Origin of the sequence: Brevibacillus sp. NPDC003359, from assembly GCF_042878995.1 — a bacterium.
GTDB lineage: Bacteria > Bacillota > Bacilli > Brevibacillales > Brevibacillaceae > Brevibacillus.
In genome coordinates this window covers 1362667-1381852 of the sequence record NZ_JBIAOR010000001.1, presented here as the reverse complement: position 1 = coordinate 1381852, position 19186 = coordinate 1362667, and the positions used below count along the sequence as shown (strand labels likewise).

The 19186-nt window shown below is 47.0% G+C and carries 18 protein-coding genes; 17 read left to right on the top strand and 1 reads right to left on the bottom strand.

Features of this window, described 5'->3' with window-relative positions; all coding sequences use genetic code 11:
- From yfmH to ACFYU8_RS06115, 17 genes are all read left to right on the top strand, one after another.
- Positions 1 to 1293 carry an EF-P 5-aminopentanol modification-associated protein YfmH gene (gene yfmH, locus ACFYU8_RS06195; RefSeq protein ID WP_390294840.1) on the top strand — a complete coding sequence of 431 codons (1293 nt, stop codon included), beginning with the start codon at positions 1 to 3 and terminating at the stop codon, positions 1291 to 1293.
- A 7-nt stretch (positions 1294 to 1300) separates the two neighbouring features.
- Positions 1301 to 2038 (top strand): elongation factor P 5-aminopentanone reductase, encoded by a 738-nt coding sequence (ymfI, locus tag ACFYU8_RS06190; protein WP_390294842.1) that lies wholly within the window; start codon positions 1301 to 1303, stop codon positions 2036 to 2038.
- Positions 2039 to 2137: 99 nt separating this feature from the next.
- Positions 2138 to 2407 carry a DUF3243 domain-containing protein gene (locus ACFYU8_RS06185; RefSeq protein WP_390294844.1) on the top strand — a complete coding sequence of 90 codons (270 nt, stop codon included), beginning with the start codon at positions 2138 to 2140 and terminating at the stop codon, positions 2405 to 2407.
- A gap of 108 nt (positions 2408 to 2515) precedes the next feature.
- Positions 2516 to 3295: a YmfK family protein gene (locus ACFYU8_RS06180; protein WP_016743377.1), complete on the top strand. Its 780-nt coding sequence runs from the start codon at positions 2516 to 2518 to the stop codon at positions 3293 to 3295.
- 12 nt (positions 3296 to 3307) lie between these two features.
- Positions 3308 to 4207: a helix-turn-helix domain-containing protein gene (locus ACFYU8_RS06175; RefSeq protein WP_390294846.1), complete on the top strand. Its 900-nt coding sequence runs from the start codon at positions 3308 to 3310 to the stop codon at positions 4205 to 4207.
- Between the two features lie 111 nt (positions 4208 to 4318).
- Positions 4319 to 5665, top strand: coding sequence for a 30S ribosomal protein S12 methylthiotransferase RimO (rimO, locus tag ACFYU8_RS06170; RefSeq protein WP_390294848.1), 1347 nt, complete (start codon positions 4319 to 4321; stop codon positions 5663 to 5665).
- The gene (gene pgsA, locus ACFYU8_RS06165; protein ID WP_173607964.1) at positions 5666 to 6241 is read left to right on the top strand and encodes a CDP-diacylglycerol--glycerol-3-phosphate 3-phosphatidyltransferase; all 576 of its coding nucleotides are present in this window, start codon (positions 5666 to 5668) and stop codon (positions 6239 to 6241) included.
- A 107-nt stretch (positions 6242 to 6348) separates the two neighbouring features.
- On the top strand, positions 6349 to 7593 hold the full coding sequence (locus tag ACFYU8_RS06160; protein WP_390294851.1) for a competence/damage-inducible protein A: 1245 nt from the start codon (positions 6349 to 6351) through the stop codon (positions 7591 to 7593).
- Between the two features lie 8 nt (positions 7594 to 7601).
- The gene (locus tag ACFYU8_RS06155; protein ID WP_327951498.1) at positions 7602 to 9191 is read left to right on the top strand and encodes a DEAD/DEAH box helicase; all 1590 of its coding nucleotides are present in this window, start codon (positions 7602 to 7604) and stop codon (positions 9189 to 9191) included.
- A 167-nt stretch (positions 9192 to 9358) separates the two neighbouring features.
- Positions 9359 to 10417, top strand: a complete 1059-nt coding sequence (recA, locus tag ACFYU8_RS06150) for a recombinase RecA (protein ID WP_390294855.1) — start codon at positions 9359 to 9361, stop codon at positions 10415 to 10417.
- A 69-nt stretch (positions 10418 to 10486) separates the two neighbouring features.
- Positions 10487 to 11128, top strand: coding sequence for a RecX family transcriptional regulator (locus tag ACFYU8_RS06145; RefSeq protein ID WP_390294857.1), 642 nt, complete (start codon positions 10487 to 10489; stop codon positions 11126 to 11128).
- A gap of 272 nt (positions 11129 to 11400) precedes the next feature.
- On the top strand, positions 11401 to 12942 hold the full coding sequence (gene rny, locus ACFYU8_RS06140) for a ribonuclease Y (RefSeq protein ID WP_390294859.1): 1542 nt from the start codon (positions 11401 to 11403) through the stop codon (positions 12940 to 12942).
- Positions 12943 to 13063: 121 nt separating this feature from the next.
- Positions 13064 to 13858, top strand: a complete 795-nt coding sequence (locus ACFYU8_RS06135; protein ID WP_390294861.1) for a TIGR00282 family metallophosphoesterase — start codon at positions 13064 to 13066, stop codon at positions 13856 to 13858.
- A gap of 118 nt (positions 13859 to 13976) precedes the next feature.
- Positions 13977 to 14237 (top strand): stage V sporulation protein SpoVS, encoded by a 261-nt coding sequence (gene spoVS, locus ACFYU8_RS06130; protein WP_003385776.1) that lies wholly within the window; start codon positions 13977 to 13979, stop codon positions 14235 to 14237.
- A 107-nt stretch (positions 14238 to 14344) separates the two neighbouring features.
- Entirely contained in the window at positions 14345 to 15283 is a 939-nt protein-coding gene (locus ACFYU8_RS06125) for a dipeptidase (RefSeq protein ID WP_390294863.1), read from the top strand.
- Between the two features lie 193 nt (positions 15284 to 15476).
- A complete protein-coding gene (locus ACFYU8_RS06120; protein ID WP_390294865.1) occupies positions 15477 to 17255 on the top strand; it encodes a 2-oxoacid:acceptor oxidoreductase subunit alpha in 1779 nt (592 codons plus the stop codon).
- A complete protein-coding gene (locus tag ACFYU8_RS06115) occupies positions 17227 to 18093 on the top strand; it encodes a 2-oxoacid:ferredoxin oxidoreductase subunit beta (RefSeq protein ID WP_106840354.1) in 867 nt (288 codons plus the stop codon). Before ACFYU8_RS06120 ends, ACFYU8_RS06115 begins: the two co-directional genes overlap by 29 nt.
- Positions 18094 to 18139: 46 nt before the next feature.
- Here the strand turns inward: ACFYU8_RS06115 and ACFYU8_RS06110 are convergent, their stop codons facing one another.
- Positions 18140 to 19174: a YkvI family membrane protein gene (locus ACFYU8_RS06110; protein WP_390294867.1), complete on the bottom strand. Its 1035-nt coding sequence runs from the start codon at positions 19172 to 19174 to the stop codon at positions 18140 to 18142.
- Positions 19175 to 19186: the final 12 nt, after the last annotated feature.

Below are 19186 nucleotides of genomic sequence, written 5' to 3'. Positions count from 1 at the left end.
ATGCAGACCACTGTCTTTGATCAAGTAAATGAAACGGTATATCATGAAACTCTCCAAAATGGATTGCAAGTCTATCTGGTTCCCAAACAAGGCTTCAGCAAAACATACGCTGTGTTCACTACGCGTTATGGCTCTATTGATAGCCATTTCCGCACCCGAAGCGGGGAAGAAATCAATGTTCCCGATGGCATTGCGCATTTTCTTGAGCACAAAATGTTTGAGAAAAAAGATCGGGATGTCATGCACGAATTCAGCAAAAACGGAGCGAGCTGCAATGCGTTTACGAGCTTCAATCGTACGGCTTATTTGTTCTCGTGCACAGATAAGTTAGACGACAATCTGAATCTGCTGCTCGATTATGTGCAGGATCCGTATTTTACAGATGCCAGTGTAGAAAAGGAAAAAGGTATCATCGGCCAGGAAATCACCATGTACGATGACAATCCGGACTGGAAGGTGTACATGAACCTCCTGAAGGCCATGTACCAAAAGTATCCGATTAACATTGAGATTGCGGGTACGATCGAGACGATCTCTCATATTACAAAAGAATATTTGTATCAGTGCTATGAAACGTTTTATCATCCTGCAAATATGCTCTTATTGGTCGTGGGATCCTTCGAGCCAGAAGCGATGATGAAGCTCATTCGTGAAAACCAGGGAGCAAAGGAGTTTCCTCCTGCGCCACAAATCACGCGCGTTTTTCCAGAAGAGCCATCAGCTCCAGCGGAGGCAAAAGTAGAAGCTTTTCTAACAGTTGGTCTGCCCAAATGCATGATCGGAATCAAGGAAAAGGAAAACGGTCTAACCAAGGAAGCCTTGTTAAAACGCGAGTTGACTACTAAACTGGTATTGGACATCGCGTTCGGCACAAGCTCTGCTGTCTATGAGCGTTTGTATGATAGCGAGCTGATTACGGAAAGCTTTGATTTTGACTACAGCAGCGAGCAGGACTATGCGTATACGATCATTGGCGGAGATACACCTGATCCGGAGCGCTTGTTGGAAACGATCAAATCGGAAATCGAGCAATTGAAGCAAAACGGTATAGCTCAGGATGATTTTGAGCGTGCGAAGCGTAAAAAAATCGGAAGCTTCCTGCGTTCTCTAAACTCCGTGGAGTTTATCGCTAACCAGTTTACCAGCTTCAAATTTAACGGGAATGATCTGTTTTCCGTAGTGCCGACCTTGGAGTCGATCACACGCGAAGATGTGGAAAAACGTTTGAAGGAGCATTTTCTAACCGAGCAGATGGCTGTTTCCATCGTTCGTTCCGCTTCGCCACAGGAGTAATGTATTCATGTTCAAGCAAGAGACGCCGTGGGCGTTAATTACGGGAGCTTCCGGTGAGATTGGGCAGGCAATCGGTGCCTACCTGATTGATGCGGGGGTTCCCCTTTATCTGCATTACAATCGAAACGTGGAAAAATTGGAGCCGTTGGTGCAGAAATGCCAGGAGCGGGGCGTTCCGTACGTCATCGTTCAAGCTGACCTACGGGATCCCGAGCAAATTGCTGCGATGTTTGCTCAAATGCAGGTTGCACCACTGTTGATCGTTAATAACGCCTCTGTGGATGATGTCGGCTTATTTACGGATGTGACTGTCGAGAAATTCAATGAGCTAATCGCACTTAATGTTCGATCTGCTTTTTTTGTATGCCAAGCTGCTGTTCCTGCTATGCTGCGCGCTAGGTATGGACGTATCGTCAACATTTCTTCTATTTGGGGGCTTACAGGTGGTTCGTGTGAGGTGCTGTATTCTATGACCAAAGGTGCAATCAATACGTTCACCAAAGCGCTGGCGAAGGAAATGGCACCAAACGGGATCACGGTAAATGCAGTCGCTCCAGGAGCCATTGCCGGTGGAATGATGGAGCGCTTTGCTCCAGATGAAATGGAAATGATCGAGGAAGAAATACCAGCCAACCGTCTCGGACAACCCCATGAGGTGGCCGCAGTCGTGCGCTTTTTGCTGTCGGCGGATTCCAGTTATGTGACGGGGCAAGTGATTAGTCCAAACGGTGGATGGTACACGTAGAAGGCCTTATGCATGAATAAAATCCGAGAAATGATGGAATTATACCTTTTGTGTGGGCAGCAAATCTGTTCGCAACGTACGAAAGGAGGGAATTTTCCTATGTCGATTCTTGACAATTTTAGCGACTGGAAATCGTTTCTCGGAGATCGGGTAGAACAAGCGAAACAAGCCGGGATGGAAAGCAATACGCTTCAAAATGTAGCTTATCAAATCGGTAGCTATCTGTCTGAGCAAGTAGATCCGAAAAACGATCAGGAGCGTCTGTTGAAACAGCTGTGGGACGCAGGTGATCAACAGCAGCAACAGGCTTTGGCATCACTCATGGTGAAGCTTGTTCAGAATCGCAATGACGCGAACGCTGGCAGCTAGCCATTCAAATCCCCTACTTTTGGGGATTTTTCTTTTCGCGATTGTCGAATGATACGAACGTGATATACTACATAAGAAAAGAATTCTGGTTGGCGGAGAGGATTGCATATGGAAGCGAAGAAAGAATGGTACATGGAGTACGAGATTGCCCGTAACCGTCCCGGTCTCTTAGGGGACGTATCTTCTATTCTGGGGATGTTGAACATTAATATCGTGACGATCAATGGTGTGGATACCATGCGTCGAGGTATGCTGCTCTTGACCGATGATGATGAAAAAATGGAGGTTTTGCGCAACGTTGTGCAAAAAATGGACAACATAACCATAACGAGGTTACGTCCCCCAACAATGCTGGATCGCTTGGCTGTTCGCCACGGTCGCTATATTGAACGGGATAGCGAGGACAAAAAAACGTTTCGCTTTGTTCGTGAGGAGCTGGGCTTGCTCGTTGATTTCATGGCAGAAATCTTGAAGAAGGAAGGTCACCAGCTCATCGGGATTCGCGGAATGCCTCGCGTAGGGAAGACTGAATCCATGATTGCAGCCAGCGTATCCGCCAATAAACGTTGGACATTCATTTCCTCTACGTTGTTGCGCCAAACGGTGCGTAGCTCCTTAGCCATTGATGAAATGTCTACTGATCATGTATATTTGATAGATGGAATTGTCTCAACGCTGCGATCGACAGAAAAGCACTTTACCTTGCTTCGGGAGATTATGAACTTTCCTGCTGCAAAAATCATTGAGCATCCGGATATATTCGTAAGGGAATCAGAGTACCAACTTGATGATTTCCATTACATTATTGAGCTGCGTCATCATCCGGATGAAGAGATTACATATGAGCTTATCAACAATCGCGGCTTTGATAATTTCGAAATGAATTAAGGAGGGGCAGCTGTGTCTGAGCTAGGTCAAGTCCTGCAAAGGGCCCGCGAAGAAAAAGGAATCACGCTCGACGACATCCAACGTATCACCAAGATACAGCGGCGATATTTGGAAGCCATTGAAAGGGGCCATTTTCACGTACTTCCTGGCCACTTTTACGCGCGTGCATTTATAAAGAGTTATGCGGAAGCTGTCGGTCTCGACCCTAACCACATCCTGACTCACTTTCAGTCCGATTTGCCGGCCCAGCCACCTACTGAGCAAGTAGAACGACTGCGTCGCAGACGAGTTGCTTCAGCGAACAATCCATTGCAAGCAGGTCGATGGGTTACCAAGACCTTGCTGGTATTGTTTATTGCCTTGATTATCGGGGTGATTTATTTCGCTGTCGTCAACAATAACGGAGGTCCGTTGACTCAGCCAGTGCCAAGTGGAACAGTTAACCCTGGAGCGGAAATTGTCACACCTGGCAATGGTGGTGGGGCGTCAACATCTCCGATTGCACAACAACCGAAGCCTCCTTCTATTACCACACCGCCTCCTGAAACAGGAACGAACACACCTGATTCCACTACGGAAACTCCTCAGGCAACGATCACATTCGAATCCCAGCAAGGATCGATGTATAACTACTCTTTGCAAGGTGGAGAAAAAATCACGGTTTATCTGAAGGTGAAAGAAGGCACAAGCTGGTTTGGTATTTCGGAAGGAAAAGGCAAAAATTATGTTGACCAGGACACGCTCAAAAAGGATCAGGAAAAAACGATTGAGCTGGGGAAATCCGCTTATATTCGTTTGGGCAAACCGACTGCAGTGGAATTGAAGGTTAACGGAGTCTTGGTAGACACGTCCAAAATGAAGTCAATGCCGTCCAACATTACGATAAAAGTAAAAGAGGCGGTCACCCAGTAGGCAAGCATATGCTTGCCTTTCGTACTTTTGTCTGTTTTGACACTTCCTTTAGGCTTATATTATACTGGATAGGTGTAATATGGGTTGGTGTGACCAATTGGAGGAAAAAAGATGACAGAGAAGGTAGGCACGCGTGAAAAAGTAGCGATTGTTACGCTGGGCTGTGAAAAGAATCTCGTTGATTCGGATATGATGGCCCATCTGATAGATGAAAAAGGTTATGAACTGGTTGATAACCCAGAAGAAGCAACTGTGGTCATCGTCAATACCTGCGGTTTCATCGATGCAGCCAAGGAAGAATCTGTGAATAAGATTCTGGAAATGGGTGAATTGAAGGAATCCGGAAAACTGAAATCGCTTGTGGTGGCAGGCTGTCTCACACAACGTTACAAAGAGGATATCTTGAATGAGATTCCTGAGGTGGACGGCATTGTCGGAACAGGCGATTTTATGTCGATTACAGGTATTATCGAAGAATCTCTAGAGGGCAAGCGACCGATTTTTGTAGGAAATCCCATTTTTACGTACGAAGATGTAGTGAAGCGGAAAGTAAAACAAGGCACGTACACCGCATATATTAAAATTGCCGAGGGCTGCGACAACGCCTGTACGTTTTGCTCGATTCCATTGATGCGTGGGGGATTCCGCAGTCGTACAATCGAGTCCATTGTGGAAGAAGCGCGTCATTTGGCCGCACAAGGGATCGTAGAAGTAAGCTTGATCGCACAAGATTCTACGAACTACGGAACGGATATTTACGATGGAAAACTGATGCTTCCTGAACTATTAAACCGTCTGGCAGAAGTCGAGGGCATCGAGTGGATTCGTCTTCACTATGCATACCCTGGATTTTTCACGGATGATTTGATCCACACCTTTGCTACCAATCCAAAAGTTTGTAAATACGTAGATATGCCTTTGCAGCACTCGGAAGACCATATTCTGAAAAGAATGCGTCGCCCTGGAAGACAGACGGACATTCGTGCGCTGGTAGCAAAAATTCGCGCGCAGGTTCCAGATGTTGCACTGCGTACCTCTTTGATCGTAGGGTTCCCTGGGGAAACAGACGAAGACTTCGAGCGCCTGAGCGAGTTTGTGAAGGATATTCGCTTTGATCGACTGGGTGTGTTTACTTACTCCAACGAGGATGACACTCCAGCTTCCCGTTTGCCTGACCATGTAGACGAAGAGGTTAAGGAAAAACGTGCGAACATACTGATGGAAATTCAGCGTGAAGTAGCCGGAGATCGCAACGGACGCTTTGTTGGTCAAGTCTTGGATGTTTTGATTGAACGTTACGAGGGACGTAACGATATTTATGTAGGTCGAACACAGTATGACGCTCCGGAAATCGATGGTGAAGTATTCGTCACTGGTTTTAAAGGCGAACTGGGCACCATCGTGAAAGTAAAAATTACACACTCCTATGAATACGATTTAGCCGGGGAGGTAGTCTAGGTGAATCTCGCCAACCGCATCACCCTCGCCAGGATCTTTCTGGTGCCGGTAGTTATGTTTTTTCTGCTGGTGCGTTACAACATCGGGACATTTTCGATTGGCAGCCTGACGATGACGTATAACGAGCTGATTGCGGCTTTGGTGTTTATCCTAGCAGCCAGTACGGACGGACTCGACGGTTACATTGCACGGAAAAAGAAAATCGTGACGAACTTAGGGAAGTTTCTGGACCCGCTTGCTGATAAGTTGTTGATATCTGCAGCACTCATTTCACTCGTAGAGATGCAGCGTCTGGAAGCGTGGATTGCGATTGTCATTATCAGCCGGGAGTTCGCGGTTACGGGTCTGCGGCTAGTTGCTGCGGCAGAAGGACAGGTAATTGCTGCGAGTGCATTGGGTAAACTGAAAACATGGGTGCAGATCGTAGCGATTACGGCTGTCATGATTCGCAACTTCCCATTTGGGTTCTTCGGCATTCCGTTCGACGAAGTAGCTACTTGGGCTATGGTGATCATCACGATTTACTCCGGGTACGACTACTTTGCGAAAAATCGTAACGTGATCCAATACTCGTAATGCGGGTATTGGTCTCTTTTTTCACAAGACTCTTCTCTTGAGTGTTTGCAAGTGATAAACTATTAGTTTAGAGGCTTTTCTACTCTCAAAGAGAATGGATGAGGAAGATGAGAGCGGAGATTATCGCGGTTGGTACCGAGCTTTTGTTAGGCCAGATCGCTAATACAAATGCACAGTTTCTTTCTCAGAAGCTGGCTGAAATTGGCGTTGGAGTATATTTTCATACGGTTGTGGGAGACAACACGGAGCGATTGCTACAAGTGATTCGATTGGCATCAGGGCGATCTGATCTCGTCATTTTCACGGGTGGGTTAGGGCCGACTCAAGATGATTTGACGAAAGAAACCTTGGCGGGGCATGTAGGCATTGGATTGGAAACGAATTCAGAGGCCATGGAGAGAATTGAAAAATTCTTTTCGCAACGTGGGATTGTCATGACGGAGAACAATCGTAAGCAGGCGCTGGTGCTTTCGGACAGCCATGTATTTTCCAATGATTTCGGGATGGCGCCAGGGATGGCTATCCGTCATGACAGTAGTACGTTCGTGCTGTTGCCTGGACCACCAAGCGAGCTGTATCCAATGGTGGAGAATTACGTGATGCCTTACTTGACCGATTTGCTTCCTGAAAAACAAGTGTTTCATTCTCGTGTACTCCGATTCTATGGAATAGGCGAATCTGCTTTGGAGGAACAACTGCTCGATTTGATCGAAAAGCAGGACAATCCAACGATCGCGCCATACGCCAAAGAATTCGAAGTAACACTGCGGATTACTGCAAGAGCTGCTACAGTCGAAGAAGGGGAAGCCCTGATATTGCCTGTAGAAAAAGAAATTCTCAGCCGTGTTGGCCAGTATATGTACGGGATGGGTGAGAACTCGTCGCTGCATGATGTGCTGGTTTCTGAACTGAAAAAGAAAAATGAGACGATTGCTTGTGCAGAAAGCTGCACAGGAGGAGCAATTGCCTCGTTGATTACCGCTGTACCGGGAAGCTCGCAAGTGTTTCGTGGTGGGGTAGTGTGCTACACCAATGAAGTGAAAAATCAGCTGCTCGAAGTACCTGATTCCATTTTGCAAACAGATGGGGCAGTCAGTGAGAAAACAGCTCAATTGCTGGCTGAACATGTACGAGAAAAGCTAGGAGCTACCTACGGGATTTCTGTTACGGGAGTGGCTGGACCCGATCCTTCCGAGGGCAAGCCTGTTGGCCTTGTTTATGTAGGGATCGCGGCAGAAGGAATGCCCACAGTTGTAGAAGAGCTGCGTCTTGCTGGAAGAAGGCAGGCAATCGTAGGGCGTGCCGCCAAATACGCGCTGTTTTATGCGCTGCAAATGCAAAAAGAAAGGTGATTTTTTTCATGACGATTTTTTCTGATTTTCCTTTACATAAATCTATTCTGCAAGCGATTCACGATATGGGCTTCGAGGAGCCATCACCGATTCAGGCAGCTTGCATTCCAAAAGTTCTGGATGGCGGAGACCTGATTGGTCAAGCACAGACAGGTACTGGTAAGACTGCTGCATTCGGGATTCCACTTGTAGAAAAGATCACGCCTGCCAATCGTGTACAAGCGATCGTGCTGACCCCAACTCGTGAGCTGGCTATCCAGGTTGCGGGAGAGCTCTTGCGCATCTCGAAATACAACAAAGTTCGTACGTTGCCAATCTATGGCGGACAATCGATCGGACATCAAATCCGTGCACTGCGTCAAGGTGTACAAATCGTCGTAGGTACTCCTGGTCGTATCATGGACCACTTGCGCCGCAAAACACTGAAGCTGGATCACGTGCATACACTCGTTTTGGATGAAGCGGATGAAATGCTGGATATGGGCTTCATCGAAGATATCGAGACGATCATCACACATATGCCGGAAGAGCGTCAAACCTTGCTGTTCTCTGCGACGATGCCGCCAGAAATCAAGCGTTTGGCTACCCGTTACATGAAGCAGCCGCAAACGATCGCGGTTAGCCGTGAAGAAGTAACCGCGCCGTTGATCGAACAGGTATACTACAAAGTATTTGACCGTAACAAAGTAGAGAGCCTCTGCCGTATTCTGGACAGTGAGGATGTCGAGCTGGGTATCATTTTCTGCCGCACCAAGCGCGGTGTAGATGAGTTGTCCGAAGTGCTGCAATCCCGCGGATATCTTGCGGATGGCTTGCATGGCGACTTGTCGCAGGCACAACGTGACAAGGTCATGAATGCATTCCGTGAGGGCTCGATTGAATTCTTGATCGCGACGGATGTAGCAGCACGCGGTATCGACGTAGGAAACGTTTCTCACGTAATCAACTACGATATTCCGCAAGACTCTGAGAGCTACGTACACCGTATTGGCCGTACTGGTCGCGCAGGTCGCAAAGGAATTGCGATGACCTTGGTTACGCCACGTGAAGTAAGACAAATGATGTTTATCCAAAAGCAGACAAAAGCACAAGTGCTCTCTCGCAACGTTCCTTCCCTGGAGGAAGTGGCTGAGCGTAAGCAAGAACAATTGCGCGAACAGTTGACTAGCCTTTTGGAAAGCGATGCAATCGCGGATATGTATCAAAAAGTAGCAGATTCACTCGTAGGTCAATACCCGGCTGAAAAAGTAGCAGCTGCTGCATTGCACCTGGCGTTCCATACCGAAGCGGGACAAGGACAGGAAGTAGAAGCGTACAACTTTGGTGAGACGGGTGCAGCAAAAGGCATGGTTCGCTTCTTCCTGAACGTAGGCCGCAATGCAAACATGAAGCCACAGGATCTGGTACGAGAGATCTCTGAATCTGTTGGTATCCCAGGAAAATCAGTAGGTCGCATCGACATTTTCGAGAACTTCACGTTTGTTGAGGTTCCAGAAGAGGTTGCGGCATTCGTATATGAATCACTGCGTCAAACGCGTATCAACGGAAAACGAATCAATCTGGAGCCTGCAAAGCCTCGCGGAGCGAAGCGGTCCTAATTAGAGCGTATTTACAAAGCAGTCATTTCACTGGAAATAACCAGGGAATGGCTGCTTTTTTGCGATGCGAATATTTGTTCGTAAAAAATACTTGGCAAACACTTCTGTCTCGAGGTATGATGAAGACAAGCAAAACAGAAGCGAAAAGTTGAAAGGGTGTGTACCATTTGTCAGATCGTCGCGCAGCTTTGGAGAGTGCATTGCGTCAGATAGAAAAGCAGTTCGGAAAAGGTTCCATTATGAAGTTGGGGGAAGTATCCAACATACAGATATCTACGGCTTCTAGCGGTGCGCTCGCTCTTGATATCGCACTTGGTGTGGGAGGATTCCCACGCGGACGGATTGTTGAGATTTACGGCCCAGAGTCTTCGGGTAAGACAACGGTAGCGCTTCATGCGATCGCAGAAGTGCAAAGACAAGGCGGTCAGGCTGCATTTATCGATGCAGAGCATGCCTTGGATCCGGTTTATGCTGCGAAGCTGGGTGTGAACATCGATGAATTGTTGCTGTCTCAGCCAGACACTGGTGAGCAAGCGTTGGAGATCGCAGAGGCGCTGGTGCGTTCTGGTGCGGTAGACATTATCGTAGTCGACTCTGTTGCGGCACTCGTGCCAAAAGCAGAGATCGAAGGCGAGATGGGAGATTCCCACGTAGGTTTGCAAGCACGCTTGATGTCCCAAGCACTCCGCAAGCTGTCCGGTGCGATCAACAAGTCCAAAACAATTACAATCTTCATCAACCAGCTTCGTGAAAAAGTGGGAGTCATGTTCGGTAATCCAGAAACAACTCCAGGTGGCCGCGCATTGAAGTTCTACGCGAGTGTTCGTTTGGACGTTCGTAAAGCGGAATCTATCAAAGTCGGCAACGACATTTTGGGAAGCAAGACGAAGATCAAAGTTGTCAAAAATAAAGTGGCTCCACCATTTAAGGTTGCAGAAGTGGACATCATGTACGGTGAAGGTATTTCCAGAGAAGGTAGCATTCTCGACATCGGTTCTGAGATCGATGTGGTTCAGAAGAGTGGTGCTTGGTATTCCTTCAATGAAGAGCGTCTCGGCCAAGGTAGAGAGAATTCGAAAGTGTTCCTGAAGGAGAATCCGCACATTGCGTTGCAGATCGAAACAAAGGTGCGCGAATACTTCAGCCTTAATCCTGGATCTGTGCCAGAAGCTGAGGCAGTACATGACCCAGAGCAAGATGAAGAGCCTGCATTTGATCTGGAGTAATGAAGAGTAGAAGAGCAGCCTGTCGATGAGACAGGCTGTTATTTTAGCTTTGCGAAGGAGTGAATCATCATGAAGAGCGGCCTGATTACTGCCGTTCATCGAGATATCAAACAAAAGCAACGCTACCATATCGATGTAGAAGGCGAGTATGCGATTACCGTACATGAAGACATACTGGTAAAGTACAACCTATTTAAGGGAACAGAATTAGATGAAGCTTTTTGCCGAGAAGTCCTAGTAGCAGAAGAAAAGCATAAAGCGTATTTAGGTGCTTTGCGATACCTCGGAATACGCCCACGGACGAGCAGTCAGCTTCATTCGTATTTGGTAGAGAAGGGATTCTCTGCGCAAATTGCCGAAGAGATATGCCAGCGCTGCAAGGATCATGGCTACATCGATGATGAAGCATTTGCGAAGCAATGGGTAGACGAGCGATTGCGTTTGAAGCCGAGGAGCCCGTATATGCTGCGTATGGAGCTTTCCCAGCGCGGAGTAGACAGAGCGATTGTAGAGGATGCAGTCCGTGGCGTGTCTAGGCAGGCTGAACTAGACGCTGCCCGCGCATTGATAGAGAAGAAGGCGCGACGCTTAGAGGGCGCACCGACCCCTGATGAAGAGCGCAAACTGCTGTCCATGCTGATGCGCAAGGGATTTTCTCATGCCATCATTCAACAAATGCGTGAAGAATTGCGTCATAGAAGCGATAGTTAGGGCCAACTCTATTTGCATGATCTTGACAATTCTTGTTCACAAATAATAAAATAGGTTTGTATTTACTTGGTGTATCATATCTTTTTGTGATTTGCTCACTCGTTGCCTATGGAACAACTGAAAAACCGTGCGAAAGCTGTACGGATTCAGCGGATCGAGTAAATCGGTCTTGTTTTTTAGCCGAATGTTCAAATGTGAGAGCACTCCATGAAAAACGAATGCTTGGAAAGCGGGGAGATGTCTTACAATAAGGAGGTGAAACGAAAAAGCCTATGGATCCTATACTTACTGTTGTCATTGTGCTCGTTGCCCTGCTGATCGGCTTGGGTGCCGGCTACTTCACTCGTAAATCCATTGCGGAAGCGAAGATCTCCAGTGCAGAAGAAGCTGCACACCAGATCGTGGAGGAAGCCAAACGGGACGCCGAGGCCGTTAAGAAGGAAAAGGTGCTGGAGGCAAAGGATGAAGTGTTCAAGCTTCGATCCGAAGCGGAAACCGAATTGCGTGAGAGACGCAATGAGATCCAGCGTCAGGAACGACGAATTCTACAAAAAGAAGAATCGTTGGACCGAAAGATGGAACAGTTGGAGCGCAAAGAAGAAGAATTGTCTGAGCGTGACCGTGCCATCGCAGAACTGCAAAGCAAGGTAGAGCACTTATATAAAGAACAAGTATCAGAGCTAGAACGTATCTCCGGCTTGACGCAGGATGAGGCGAAAACGATCATTCTCACAGATGTTGAGAATACCGTTCGTCATGAAATGGCTGTGATGATCAAGGAGATTGAGACTCAGGCCAAAGAAGAAGCGGACAAGCGTGCTCGTGAGATCATTACGACCTCCATTCAACGTTGCGCAGCAGACCACGTAGCAGAAACAACCGTTTCCGTGGTTACACTGCCAAATGATGAGATGAAGGGACGTATTATCGGACGTGAAGGACGTAACATTCGTGCCCTGGAGACGTTGACTGGTATCGATCTGATTATTGACGATACACCAGAAGCAGTCATCCTGTCTGGCTTCGACCCGATTCGTCGGGAAATCGCCAAGACAGCGTTGGATAAACTGGTCGCAGACGGTCGCATTCACCCAGCTCGCATTGAGGAAATGGTGGAAAAAGCGCGTCGCGAAGTAGACGAGCGAATCCGTGAATATGGTGAGCAAGCGACGTTTGAAACAGGTGTTCACGGCTTGCATCCAGATCTGATCAAGATTCTCGGACGCTTGCGTTATCGTACAAGCTACGGTCAAAACGTTCTGAAGCACTCTATGGAAGTGGCACATCTCGCCGGTTTAATGGCGGCAGAACTGAAAGAAGATGTGAAGCTGGCCAAACGTGCAGGTTTGCTGCATGATATCGGAAAAGCGATTGACCATGAAGTAGAAGGTTCACACGTTGAAATCGGTGTAGAACTAGCGAAGAAGTACAATGAGCATCACGTTGTAGTGAACAGTATTGCGTCTCATCACGGTGATACCGAACCAACTTCCGTCATTGCTATGCTCGTGGGAGCTGCCGACGCTCTGTCTGCTGCACGCCCAGGTGCACGCCGTGAGACATTGGAAACATATATCAGACGTTTGGAGAAACTGGAAGAAATCTCTGAGTCGTTCGATGGCGTAGAAAAGTCTTATGCGATTCAAGCAGGACGCGAAATTCGCGTGATGGTTCAACCTGATAAGATTGACGATGCGGAAGCTACCCGTCTGGCACGGGAGATCACGAAACGAATTGAAAATGAACTTGACTACCCAGGTCATATTAAAGTAACGGTTATCCGTGAAACACGGGCAGTTGAGTATGCAAAGTAAAGTGGCTGCGTGCCACTTTACTTTTTTTGTAGCGAAACCAAGGACTCGTCAAATGCTTGACGAAGTCAAGTTTTCTAATGAGCATTGGAATTGTGTATACTAGCAATGAGGTGATTTGGTAATGAAGTTGTTATTCATTGGAGATATTATGGGTTCGCCTGGCAGAGAGATCGTGAAAACATATTTGCCGTTGTTGAAACGAAAATACAACCCTACCTTTATCGTAGCGAACGGGGAGAACGCTGCGCATGGTCGCGGGATAACGGAGAAAATCACCAAGGAACTTTTCGAGTGGGGCGTTCAAGCGATTACGCTCGGGAATCATACGTGGGACCAAAGAGAAATTTTCGATTTTATTGATGATGAGCCGCGGATGATTAGACCCGCGAACTTCCCAGCAGGAACTCCTGGTAAAGGAATTACATATATCAAACAACCTGAAGGTGAACTAGCCGTCATTAATTTGATGGGACGTACGTTCTTGCCACCGCTCGACTGTCCGTTCCAGATGGCTGACAAGCTAGTCGAGCAAGCACGGAAGCGCACAAAGCTCATTTTTGTAGACTTTCATGCGGAAGCCACATCGGAAAAGCAAGCAATGTCATGGTATCTTGATGGGAAGGTAACAGCGGTCGTGGGGACACATACCCATGTGCAAACCGCGGATGAACGTATTTTGCCTCAAGGTACAGGATTTTTGTGTGATGTAGGAATGTGTGGACCGAGTAACGGCATTTTGGGGATGGAACGCGAAGCTGTTATTAAGAAATTTTTGACGCAGCTCCCTGTTCGCTTTGAGGTAGCGCCAGATCCTGCGCAATTGAATGCGGTGCTGATTACCCTGGATAAAACCACTGGAAAAACGAAAAAAATGGAACGAATCAGAATTGACTCTGACCATCCGTTTATGGAATAATGGGAATAAGATTAGAATTTTTTGAATCTTTCAAGTGAGTTAGCAGGAATTTTTAGGGGTTATGCGAATATCATTCTAATGATGACAGGATTCCTATCAGACGGGAGGTTCAAAAAGGATGGAAGTATTAAAAGTTTCAGCAAAGTCTAACCCCAATTCCGTTGCTGGTGCCCTTGCCGGAGTTCTTCGTGAACGAGGCGCGGCTGAGATCCAAGCCATTGGCGCTGGGGCGCTTAATCAAGCTGTGAAGGCCGTAGCAATCGCACGAGGGTTCGTAGCGCCGAGTGGAGTTGACCTCATTTGTATTCCAGCCTTTACCGACATCGTGATTGATGGAGAAGAGCGAACTGCAATCAAATTAATCGTAGAACCCAGATGATACAACTGTAAATGCTTCACCTGCCTGTTTGTTCGAAGAATGAACAGGTTTTTTCGTTTGTCCGGAAGTATGATCGGCAAGGTTATCGAAAAGAAGGAGCGTTTCCTATGAAAATCTTTGATGCGCATAGCGATGTATTATGCAAGCTATGGCAGAATCCCGAGTTGGACTTTTATAAAGAAGACAAGCTCTTGCAAACTGGTTTTGCTGCCCTCGAAAAAGGGAATGTAGACATACAAGTGCTTGCCTGTTTCGTCCCTTCACAGGTGCCGTTTGGACGTCGTTTTCATACTGTACTAGAAATGATCGATATATTTTATCAAAAGGTGGCGAGCGAGCAATTCCGGCCCATTTACACAAAGGCAGATTTGGCTGAACGCGTATTAAAGGGAGAAAAAGGGGCTATTCTGTTTGTAGAAGGCGCGCATGCATTAGAAGAGAGTCTCGTTCAGCTACGCACGTGGTTCCAGCTTGGTGTACGAGGAATGACTCTGACCTGGAATCATGGCAATGCCCTAGCAAGTGGAAACGGAGAGCCGAATCCAGGTGGACTTACTTCATTTGGACGAGAAGTCATAGATGAAATGAATCGGCTAGGGATGATCATTGATGTTTCACATTTGGCCGATCCAGGATTCTGGGATGTACTAGAATGCTCGAAAGCACCAGTGATTGCTTCGCACTCGAATGTGAGAAGCATATGCAGTCACTCTCGCAATTTAACGGACGAGCAAATCCGAGCGTTAATCGCCAACGATGGCGCGATCGGCTTGACGTTTGTAGACTTCTTTACCGTACCGGAGAAGCGCACGGTTTGGATCGATGACTTGTTGCGCCACTTGGATCACATCTGCACGTTGGGTGGCGTAGAGCACGTAGCATTTGGCTCCGATTTCGATGGCATCACCAAGACGTTTGGAGACATGACATCCGCAGCAGATTACGCCCAGTTACTAGAAGCTTTGCTAAAACGTTATAAAGAGGCGGAAGTATTGAAATTTGTACAAGGAAATTGGTTGCGTGTTTTCGGAAACGTGCTACAATAAAGCATGAGGATATTAATGTACCAAGTTCAACATTAAAATTCAGGTCAAAAGTAAGTTGAGTAAAAGCACTTGCAATTTGACATGGACAGGACTACAATTGTTACTGTCTATGCACAGAAATGTCACATCTTATCAGTCTTTTCAAGGTGTGATAGGCAGCTTTTCTCACAGTCACTGAAAGGGTGGAATCTGAATGATTAGTCAACTTTCCTGGAAAGTTGGAGGACAGCAAGGGGAGGGCATCGAGAGTACTGGTGAGATTTTCTCGATGGCAATGAACCGGATGGGTTACCATCTGTATAGCTACCGTCACTTCTCTTCCCGTATTAAGGGTGGACACACGAATAATAAAATTCGCGTGAGCACAACGCCAATGCGTGCGATCTCTGACGATCTGGACATTCTCGTAGCGTTTGACCAAGAGACGATCGATTTCAATGCGCATGAGCTGCGTGAAGGCGGCATCATTATCGCGGATGCGAAATTTAATCCAAAGTTGCCGGACGGCTTGAAGCCAGTTCGCTTCTTCACTGTACCATTGACTGAGATCGCTGATGAGCTGGGAACTTCCCTGATGAAAAACATGGTGTCGATTGGTGCGTCCAGTGCCATCCTCGGCATTTCAGTGGAAAGCTTCCGTCCCATTGTTGAAGATATGTTCCTCCGCAAGGGCGAAAAAGTGGTTGAAAAGAACATGGATGCCATTCGCCGCGGTTTTGATTTCGTAAATGAATTGACTGGTGGTCAACTGCCTGAGTTCCAAATGGAAAAGGCTGATCCACAAAAACAACTGTTCCTCATCGGTAACGATGCGATCGCTCTGGGTGCTGTAGCAGCAGGCTGCCGTTTCATGCCAGCTTATCCGATCACACCTGCTTCCGAGGTAATGGAATACTTGATTAAAAAGCTGCCAAAATTGGGCGGAACTGTTATCCAAACAGAAGACGAGATCGCTGCTATCACGATGGCAATCGGTGCTAACTTCGCTGGTGCTCGTTCCTTGACTGCTTCTGCAGGTCCTGGTCTGTCTCTGATGATGGAAGCAATTGGTTTGGCTGGTATCACGGAAACACCAGTTGTTATCGTAAATACACAGCGTGGTGGCCCATCTACCGGTATGCCTACCAAAATCGAACAATCCGATGTGAATGCTATGATTTACGGTACACACGGGGACATTCCTAAAGTAGTAATTACACCAAGCACAGTAGAAGAATGCTTCTACGATGCTGTTGAAGCGTTTAACATTGCGGAAGAATTCCAGCTGCCTGTTATCCTGATGACAGACCTGACTCTTTCCTTGGGTAAACAAACGGTTGTTCCATTTGACTACAGCCAAGTAGAGATCCGTCGTGGGAAATTGCTTGCTGGACAAGAATTGCCAGAGAAAGAGCAAAACGACCTGTTCAAGCGTTATGAAGTAACGGAAGACGGCGTTTCTCCTCGTGTAATTCCTGGTCAAAAATACGGTCTGCACCATGTAACAGGTGTTGAGCATGATCAAACGGGTCGTCCGTCTGAGAACGCAGCAAACCGTGTTGAACAAATGGATAAACGTATGCGCAAAATGGATGGCGTTTTGAAAGCCTTTAAAAACCCTGTAACAGTAGATGCTCCTCATGCTGATGCAGAAGTACTGGTAATCGGAATCAACTCTACTATCGGTACCATTCAAGAAGCAAAAGGTCGTCTGGAACAAGAGGGAATGAAGGTAAATCACGCTCAAATCCGTTTGCTGCATCCGTTCCCTACTGATGAAATCAAAGCACTTGTGGAAAAAGCAAAACACGTAGTTGTTGTAGAACATAATGCTCAAGCACAAGTAACGAGCTTGATCAAACAACACGTTGGAAACGCTGAAAAAATCCAATCCGTGCTCAAATATGATGGTAACCCATTCCTGCCGAAGGAAATCTATGCTGAAGTGAAGGAGCTGGTAAAACATGGCGACTATGAAAGAGTTTCGAAATAACGTAAAGCCAAACTGGTGCCCAGGCTGTGGAGACTTCTCCATCCAAGCTGCTATTCAACGCGCTGCAGCGAGTGTTGGTCTGGAACCTGAAAATCTGGCGGTTATTTCCGGTATCGGTTGTTCTGGTCGTATTTCCGGTTACATCAACTGCTATGGTTTCCACACGATTCACGGGCGTTCCCTGCCAATCGCACAAGGTGTGAAAATGGCGAACCGCGAGCTGACAGTTATTGCAGCTGGTGGTGACGGGGATGGATTTGCGATCGGTATGGGTCATACTGTACATGCTATCCGTCGTAACATGAACGTAACTTACATCGTAATGGATAACCAAATCTACGGTCTGACAAAAGGTCAAACCTCCCCGCGTTCCGCGACTGGTTTCGTGACCAAGTCTACACCGGCAGGTTCCATCGAGTCCTCCATTTCTCCAGTTGAACTGGCGCTGTCTGTTGGTGCGACATTCGTTGCTCAATCCTTCTCCAGCGATCTGAAGGGCTTGACTGAACTGATCGAAAAAGGTATCCAACACGAAGGCTTCTCCTTGATCAACGTATTCAGCCCTTGTGTAACCTACAACAAGGTAAACACTTACGACTGGTTCAAAGAGAACATCGTACCAGTAGACACGATCGAAGGATACGATCCGCATGACCGTATCAAAGCGATGTCTACTTCCATGCAACACAAAGGCCTGATTACAGGTCTGATCTACCAAAACACGGAGCAAAAACCTTATGAAGCACTCGTTAACGGCTTCAAAGAACAAGGTTTGGTTAACCAAGACATTCGCTTGTCTGAAGAAGACTTCGAAAAATTGGTTAAAGAATTTGCTTAAGTTTGATAGAGTGAAAAACCTCTCCTTTACGGGAGAGGTTTTTTTATTACATTCGATCGCGCCACTGCCTGTACACGAGCATGACAAGGAAAAAGACGACCAATTGACCAAAGAGTGGATATAGGAAGCGAAGAAGCGAGCTAAACCCGATAAAACTGATCAAATAACAAATGAGTAAAATCCCGAGTAAAATAGTCGGACCTCGAAGGGGGGTAACTTGTCTAATTTGTTGGGCGAGGCCAAAAACGTTGGCTACGAGTGTCGAGAAGATTTCGGCATACACCAATAAAGAGAATAAAAAGGGAATGGTTGGCCCCAAGCCCTGCAGCACAGCGATCATGGGCATTTCCGCGTGATGGATTCCCGGCATTTTTACAGAAAGAGAAGCATAAGCGAGCAAGAGCAGAAGACCTATTCCTACCCCTCCTATGATTCCCCCTAGGATGAGAGGTTTCTCGCTCGTACTCTGTCTGCCCATCGGAATCAAAACCGCTTGTGTAAGCGTGACATTTAAGGCAACATAATAAAAGGGAGAACTAAGCCACGCCCATGGCCGTAACGATTCTACGGCGACATTCGTATCTAACCATGGCTTCGTATAAAAAAAGACAAGTACAGTAAAGCCAATGAGCATCGGAACAAAAATGCTGTTCACGTGATGGATGGCAAACAGCCCTTTTTTCGTCACGAAAAAAATTAAAATCATGCTAAGCCAAATGCCAATTTGGGGAGACAATTGAAAAGACTCCCAAAATATCGCGCCGGTAGCAGCGAGCATGACGGAGGTAGTGCCTAACAGTACGGTTAAAAGCAAGGTATTAAATACGGTTCCAAACGGATGCCCAAATAAATAGGTGCTGACTTCTTGATAGGAATCGGCCTGAATTCGATAGGCTATCAGCATGACGCGGATGCCGGCCCAAATAAACAGCATCGTCGCCAGAAAGATTCCTACTAAGCCTTGTGTTCCATATTGAACAAAGAACTCTACAATTTCTTTGCCAGAGGCAAAACCAGCTCCTACGACTGTCCCAATATACGTAAAAGCGATCTGCCATGCGGCTCTCCATGTTCCTTGCATCTCAGACCTCCT